A 6,545-nucleotide genomic window follows, 5' to 3' on the forward strand; every position below is an offset into this window, starting at 1 on the left:
AGGCAACTTCTCGTCTGCGCTTTGTTAATAAAGCAGTAACGTTTGCGTCTCTACTATATCACATTATTAATAATGTAAGTGTAATAAATTGTAACTTCTGTCCCTGGTAATTGTTTTACAAATTATTTACTGAAATGCGTAGGAACATCTTTTCTTTTCTTCTTCAAAAATCTAGGAGGTCTGAACGGCATGGATGCAACTGTAGCAAAGCAGATAGAAGCAGCACTGGAGTACGTGGCATGGACGGTATTATGGAATAAATATTTTGCGATAATGTTCCTTTTGCTCGGCCTTTATCTTACTATCGGAACTCGTTTTTTTCAGATCAGAAGGTTCGGAGACATTTTTTCAAACACACTCGGCGGACTTTTCCGTAAAAAAGATCCAAACGCAAAGGTAAGCAAGGTTTCATCATTCGGCGCATTCGCCACAGCTCTTGGCGGAACGGTCGGCAACGGCAACATCGCGGGCGTAGCAAGCGCTATCGCGATCGGCGGCCCCGGCGCTCTCTTTTGGATGTGGATGGCGGCAGTCGTCGGCATGGTTACGAAGATGAGCGAAATAATCCTGGCTCAGCAGTACAAACAGCGTTATGAAGACGGCACCTCCTACGGCAGCGCCGCCTTCTATATACAGAAGGCTCTCATCGAAGGCAAGGGCTGGAAATGGTGCAAGATACTCTCAGGACTCTTCACAGCCACGATGATAGGCTCCTTCTATTTCGCGCCTGGCCCCTACACGATAGTCGAAGCTTTGCAGAGCGCCTTTAAGCTCTCCGGCACCGCGGCGATCTGCTGCGCCATCGCCTACACGGGCGTATGCTACATAATCGTCCTCGGAGGCATCCCGCGCATCGTAAAGTTCGCAGAAAGCGCGGTCCCCGCAATGGTGCTCGCCTATCTCGCAGCCGGACTTTTCATCATCTTCAAAAATATCCCGGAAACGATCATCGCGATAAAATCCATCTTCTACTATGCCTTTAACCCATACGCGGCAATCGGCGGATTTGCTGGAGTCACGGTCATGAAGGTAGTGCAGGTCGGCGTCGCAAGAAGCGTTTACAGCAACGAAGCCGGCTGGGGCAGCTCGCCCATCATCCACGCGGCGGTTGACGTAGACCATCCCGGACGTCAGGGACTTTGGGGCGCGATGGAAGTATTCATGGACACGATGGTCGTCTGCACGGTGACGGGGCTCATGGTCATCATCACAGGCGCGTGGCAAACGGGACGCGGCGGCGCGGGCTCTGTCGGCGAAGCTCTTGGAATGGCCTTCGGCGGATACGCTCCCCACATGCTCGCCTTCTTCATGATAATCTTCTCGCTGACGACGACTACGGGCTGGTTCTCATATCTTGAATCGCTCATCGTCTACTGCGTCTCCAAAAAGTCGCACGAGGAGCGCATGAAGTATGTGAAGTTTGTCCGCTACACCGGCCCGCTGGTACCCCTCTGCGTCTCCATGTTCTTCTTCTATCACGGAACGGTTCCTTCGGTGGTGTGGATGATGCTCGACATACAGTCAGCTCTTCCCGTCTACGTAAACGTGATAGCGCTGACGCTGCTTTCGCCGATCATCTTCAAGCTTGTACGCGAATTTGAAACGAACTATCTTGACCCTGAAAAGACCGCCCGCAAGGCTGCGAAACTTTCAGGCGCCAAAGACGCGCTGCCGGAAGAATAGGCGAAGAATTTTAAGAAAATATAATTTCAATGGGGAGAGGATTTTTCTTCTCCTCATTTTTGCAAAGGAGAATGACTATGAGTGAGTTTGTTAAATCTGTTGACGTAAAGACGCTGGTTAATATTTATTGTGAGGGCAAGGTGCAGAGCCGCACTCTGAGATACCCCGACGGCAGGCTCCAGACGCTGGGCGTATATCTTCCTGGCGAGTTTGAGTTCCATTCGGACGGCGCGGAAACCGTCGTCATGACGGCGGGCGCGGTCGAAGTATTTTTCCCGCAGGAGAACTGCTGGCGTCTTGTGAAGACCGGCGAATCCTACGACGTTCCAGAAAACACAGTATTTAAGGTGCGCTGCTCCGAAATATCGGAATACGTCTGCGATTTCCTGTAGAAAAAAATGGACGCCAAACTGGACAGACTGGTAAAGTCATATCTTCCGAAGCTGGTTCAATGCGTCTGCGAAAGCACGCAGATAGCTAGCCTCTATAAAGAGGACGCAAGCGGCTTTCCCTACGGGCTTGAAATAGCGCGCGCCGCCGACCACGCGATGGGCTGCGCGCAACACTTAGGCTTTACCGTGCGCGACCTTGACGGCAAAGTCTGCTGGGCCGAGTACGGAGAGGGCGACGAATACGTGGCGGCGATGGGCCATCTCGACGTCGTACCCCCGGGAGAGGGCTGGGTCTTCGATCCTTTCTGCGGCCAGGTGAAGAACGGCTACATTCTGGGCCGCGGCACGCAGGACGACAAAGGGCCGCTTTTTTCAACGCTCTTTGCCTTGAAGGCGGTGGCTGAGCTTGGCGTCCCCCTTTCAAAGAGGGTGCGTATAATTTTCGGCATGGACGAGGAAAGCGGCAAGATGCGCGACGTCGCGGCCTATCTCGCGTCGGAAAAGCCGCCCCTCTACGCCTTTACGCCGGACGGGGCCTACCCCGTCGTCAACACCGAAAAGGGAACTATAAAGTTCAAAGGCCGCGCCAGCTTTTCAGACGGAACCGAGGCGCCGCTTCGGCTAGAGAGCGTCTCGGGTGGAGAATCCCTTGGCTCCGTTCCCGCGCACGCGGAGGCGGTGCTTGTTGGCGCGCGCTCCGCGCTTGACGCGGCGGCGGCCATTCTTGCCAAGGCGGCGCGCACAAAGGGCTGGGAAATCTCGCTGCGTTCAGAAGAGGGGCGCCTCACTCTTGCAGTCGCCGGCAAAGCGGCACACGCGACGCTTCCGTCACTTGGGGCAAACGCCGCGGGCAGGCTCCTTGTTCTGCTTAACAAAGCGAAGCTTGAAGGCGAAGCGGGCGCTTTCATCGAATTTCTCGCCACAAAGTTCGGCGTTGAGTCCGACGGCGCCTCTTTAGGCATCAAGGCCTCGCATCTGCACTGCGGCAACATCACGGTGAACCTCGCCATGATCGAGGGCGACGCCTCCGGCATGACCGTCACCTGCGGCATATACATCCCCGCGGAGACCATTACCTTCGACCAGGTGCGCACCGTCATGTGCGATAATTTTACGCAGGCCGGCGCGAGCTTTGAACCGTTCGCCGAGACCGCGCCTATGTACTACTCGCCGAACCATCCGCTCATAAAGACGCTCCAGGCGGGCTATTCCAACGCCACGGGCAAAGAGGCGACGCTGGTCAGCATGTGCGGCGGCACGTATTCAAAGAGAATGCCGAACATGGTCCCCTACGGCGCCACCTTTGACGACGAGGACGACCGCGCGCACGGCGCGAACGAACGTCTGCTCATAACAAACCTGATGGAGAGCACGCGGCTCATGGCCTACGCCATCTGGGAAATGGCAAAATGACGGACAACTTCGGAGATATCCGAAGAGCTTATAAATATATACTGATATTTTTCCTCATCACCTTCATTAGCGCCTCTTTGGAGAGCGGCTACTACTTTCTGCTGCCGTACCTTGAAGGCAGCGGGATAGCGGCGGGGCTTCTTGGAGGCGCTGCGATGGGGGTCTGTTACGGCGTCTCTTTCGTCATCCGTCCGTTTATACCTGCGGTGGAACAGAGGATCGGGGACGAATGGATGCTGCGCTGCGGCTATATCTGCTTTTTTATAAGCGCCGCAGGCGTGGCAGCCGCCGCTGTTTCGATAAATCAGGTTATTTTTTGGCGGGGGCTTGCGGGCCTAGGGCTGAGCATGGTGGGCGTCTCGCTCACCGCCTATGAGAGAGAATTTATACCGGAGCACATAAGGGGCTACAGCATCGCGCTCATCACCACCGCGTACAGCCTGCCGTCGCTCGTCGTCGTGCCTCCGATGGAATATTTGATAGGACACGGCTTTTTTAAGACATATATCTTCTTTTTCCCGCTTCTCGTAGCAGTTGGCTTTTGGGCGGTTCTGAGGCTGCCCGGCATAAAAGGCGGCGGCGCGCAGGAAAATGAGGAAAAGGCGCTCTCCTACGCCGCGCTGCTCAAAGAGCCGAAGATACAGCTTTTTGCGCTCTCCGCCGCGCTCTTTGCCCTGACGGACGCGGGCCAGCTCACGTTCGTCCAACTGGCGAAGGAGATAGGGATGGCCGCCTCATATTTTTTCAGCGTATCTGCGGCTACGGCGCTCATCTTCAGGATCTTCTGCGGACGGCTGATAGACCTGCTTCCGCGAAAGATATGCGCCTCGGGCGCATGCGCTCTTACGGCGGCTATGATGTTTACGATGACATTCGCCTCTACGCCAGCCGCGCTTATGATATGCGGCTTCCTCTTCGGCGTTGGGATGGGCTTCGGCTACCCCGCCTTTATGTGCATGACGCTTGATTTGGGCGGCAGAAAAAACGTGACGCGGCTTGCGGTCATATTCGGCCTCATCTATTCGGGACTTTTCTTCCTTACGCCGGTGGCGATGGAATTTTTGATAAAGCTGACCGGCGGCGCAGGGCCCGCCTACAGGCTCTTATATTTATCGGTGTTCGTAATATCCTCAGCACTCGTTCCAGTGAGCGCGAGGGTTTATAGATCAAATTAAAATCTAAAAACAGGAGTGGTTATTATGAAGATAGGATTCATGGGTTCAGGCGCCATCGCGGAGATTTTGAGCCAGAAGATCACGGCAAGCGGAGCCGCCAAGGCGAAAGATATTTTCCTCTATGACGTAAGCACGGAACGTCTTGCCTATATGAACGAGAAGTACGGCCTTTCGACCTGCGCGAAGCCGGGCGACATGGTTGCGGCGGCGGATTATGTCTTTATGTGCGTCCGCTCTGACAACGCCATCGAAATGGCGCGCACACTGTCCGCCTACGACTTCTCCGGCAAGGCGATAGTCTCGATTTCCTCCGGCATTCCCATGGCGCTCTATGAGAAGAACGTCCCGGGAGCCGCGGTAGCGCGCGCGCTGCCGAACCCGCCCAGCCGCATCGGACACGGCGTCGTAGCCGTCGCCTTCAACAACAAAATATCCGACGCCCAGAAGGCCGACCTCATGACGATCTTTGAGAGCATGGGCGTCTGCGTCGCGCTCGGCGAAGACAAGATCAACGCCATCACCTCTCTCACAGGCCCGGCGCCCGTCTACGCCTTCTTCCAGGGCATCGTGGAATCCGCGCTGCTTCTTGGCATAGACCACAAGAACGCCGCTAAGATGGCCTTCGGCACAATCGAAGGATGCCTCAAAGTCTGGGAGAACAACAAGGACAACATCGGCGGCCTGCTTGCAGAGACAAGCACCCCCGGCGGCATCTCCGTGCGCCAGCTCTACAACCTCGAGCAGAACGCCTTCAAAGCGACGGTCAAGGAATGCTACGAAGAGGGCTTCCTCAGAACAAAGGCCTACAGCGACAGCATCTCGCAGATGCTTAACGAAGAGTAGTTCTTCCCGCCATTTGCAGCAATTAAAAAAGCTCCCGAGCTCCGCGCGTCAACCGCGCGAGCTTCGGGAGCTTTTTGCGCCGCCCGCGCAAAAATGCCGTGCGGTTACGGTTGTGAATAGAAGTAAAGGATGATAAAATAGACACGTCGTCAGCAATCAGTATTATTACCTATTTTATAATTTATGCTTCGACAAATTTATCCTATTCGCTTTATTTGGAGGTTTTATTTTTATGTCTAACGAAGATAAGGTGCATTTTACTCTTTTGATGATCGTTTCCGTGATAGTGATGATGGTCAACGTCCAGACGCTCTCGACAGCGAACCGCAGGGGCCTCTCCTCTATCGACTCGGCCTTCAGCGGATACCTCTCATCGACCGCGCAGAAATGGTCTGACGCCTCTATCAACCAGACCGTACAGGAAGAACTGGAGATAGTTCAGGAACTACCCCAATAACGGCATCACCGCATGCTCCGGCGCCGTGAGGGAGACGCTCTCTCCCTCGCGGAATTGTGCCGCGGTCTTTTTCGCAGTCTCCGCGCGTATCACAGAATAGACGTCGTTTCCGCCTTCGCGGGACGGCGTCACGTTTATCACCGCAGAAAAAAGATCCTCGTGTATCTCTGATATCTCTCCTCTTATGATATTCAAACCATATTCATGGCCGTGTTCGATGACGAAATTATGCGCGCGCACGCCTATATACCGCGTCTCTTGCGGCGCCGTCCCGTCATATCTGAAATCGGCGCCCCAGTCCAGCGCGCGCAGCAGGCCGTCTGCACGCGGTTCTACGCGCGAATAGTTCTTGCAGCCAGAAAGAATGGCCGAGGCTATCGTTGTCGGACGCTCAAAAAATTCCTTTACGCAGCGCACCTGCTCCGAACGCCCTTCGTTTATCACGCATACCTTGTCGCATAGCCTGTAGACCTCGTCGCGGTTGTGCGAGACAAAGAGCGTAGTGCCCGAAAACTCGCGCAAAAGCCGCGAGAGGCGTATCTCGAGCTTCCATCTGAGAAAGCTGTCCAGCGCGGAAAGCGG

Annotated in this window: 7 protein-coding genes; 6 read left to right on the forward strand and 1 reads right to left on the reverse strand. The window is 54.9% G+C overall.

Translation table 11 applies throughout. The annotated features are described in order from the left end of the window. Positions 1-189: 189 nt before the first annotated feature. The 6 genes from RRY12_02680 to RRY12_02705 all read left to right on the forward strand — a co-directional run bounded on the left by RRY12_02680 (position 190) and on the right by RRY12_02705 (position 5,963). Complete coding sequence (locus tag RRY12_02680; GenBank protein MEG2183559.1) at positions 190-1,683, forward strand: amino acid carrier protein; 1,494 nt, start codon at positions 190-192, stop codon at positions 1,681-1,683. 77 nt (positions 1,684-1,760) lie between these two features. Next, entirely contained in the window at positions 1,761-2,075 is a 315-nt protein-coding gene (locus tag RRY12_02685; protein MEG2183560.1) for a pyrimidine/purine nucleoside phosphorylase, read from the forward strand. A 6-nt stretch (positions 2,076-2,081) separates the two neighbouring features. Continuing rightward, positions 2,082-3,488 carry a Sapep family Mn(2+)-dependent dipeptidase gene (locus tag RRY12_02690; protein MEG2183561.1) on the forward strand — a complete coding sequence of 469 codons (1,407 nt, stop codon included), beginning with the start codon at positions 2,082-2,084 and terminating at the stop codon, positions 3,486-3,488. Next, complete coding sequence (locus RRY12_02695; GenBank protein ID MEG2183562.1) at positions 3,485-4,663, forward strand: MFS transporter; 1,179 nt, start codon at positions 3,485-3,487, stop codon at positions 4,661-4,663. The genes RRY12_02690 and RRY12_02695 overlap by 4 nt, the downstream gene beginning before the upstream one ends. Positions 4,664-4,687: 24 nt before the next feature. Then, on the forward strand, positions 4,688-5,506 hold the full coding sequence (locus tag RRY12_02700) for an NAD(P)-binding domain-containing protein (protein MEG2183563.1): 819 nt from the start codon (positions 4,688-4,690) through the stop codon (positions 5,504-5,506). Between the two features lie 232 nt (positions 5,507-5,738). After that, positions 5,739-5,963 (forward strand): hypothetical protein, encoded by a 225-nt coding sequence (locus RRY12_02705; GenBank protein ID MEG2183564.1) that lies wholly within the window; start codon positions 5,739-5,741, stop codon positions 5,961-5,963. On the opposite strand, the gene RRY12_02710 is transcribed toward RRY12_02705, so the two are convergent. Continuing rightward, positions 5,952-6,545 (reverse strand): ABC transporter (locus RRY12_02710; protein MEG2183565.1); only part of this gene is annotated, 594 nt, incomplete at its 5' end. The genes RRY12_02705 and RRY12_02710 overlap by 12 nt on opposite strands.

The sequence above is a fragment of the Cloacibacillus sp. genome, assembly GCA_036655895.1.
GTDB lineage: Bacteria > Synergistota > Synergistia > Synergistales > Synergistaceae > JAVVPF01.

Bases quoted from the DNA above. Each gene is read 5' to 3' on its own strand.
- RRY12_02700 (MEG2183563.1), top strand. From the start codon at position 4,688: ATGAAGATAGGATTCATGGGTTCAGGCGCCATCGCGGAGATTTTGAGC.
- RRY12_02685 (MEG2183560.1), top strand. From the start codon at position 1,761: ATGAGTGAGTTTGTTAAATCTGTTGACGTAAAGACGCTGGTTAATATT.
- RRY12_02695 (MEG2183562.1), top strand. From the start codon at position 3,485: ATGACGGACAACTTCGGAGATATCCGAAGAGCTTATAAATATATACTG.
- RRY12_02680 (MEG2183559.1), top strand. From the start codon at position 190: ATGGATGCAACTGTAGCAAAGCAGATAGAAGCAGCACTGGAGTACGTG.
- RRY12_02690 (MEG2183561.1), top strand. From the start codon at position 2,082: ATGGACGCCAAACTGGACAGACTGGTAAAGTCATATCTTCCGAAGCTG.
- RRY12_02705 (MEG2183564.1), top strand. From the start codon at position 5,739: ATGTCTAACGAAGATAAGGTGCATTTTACTCTTTTGATGATCGTTTCC.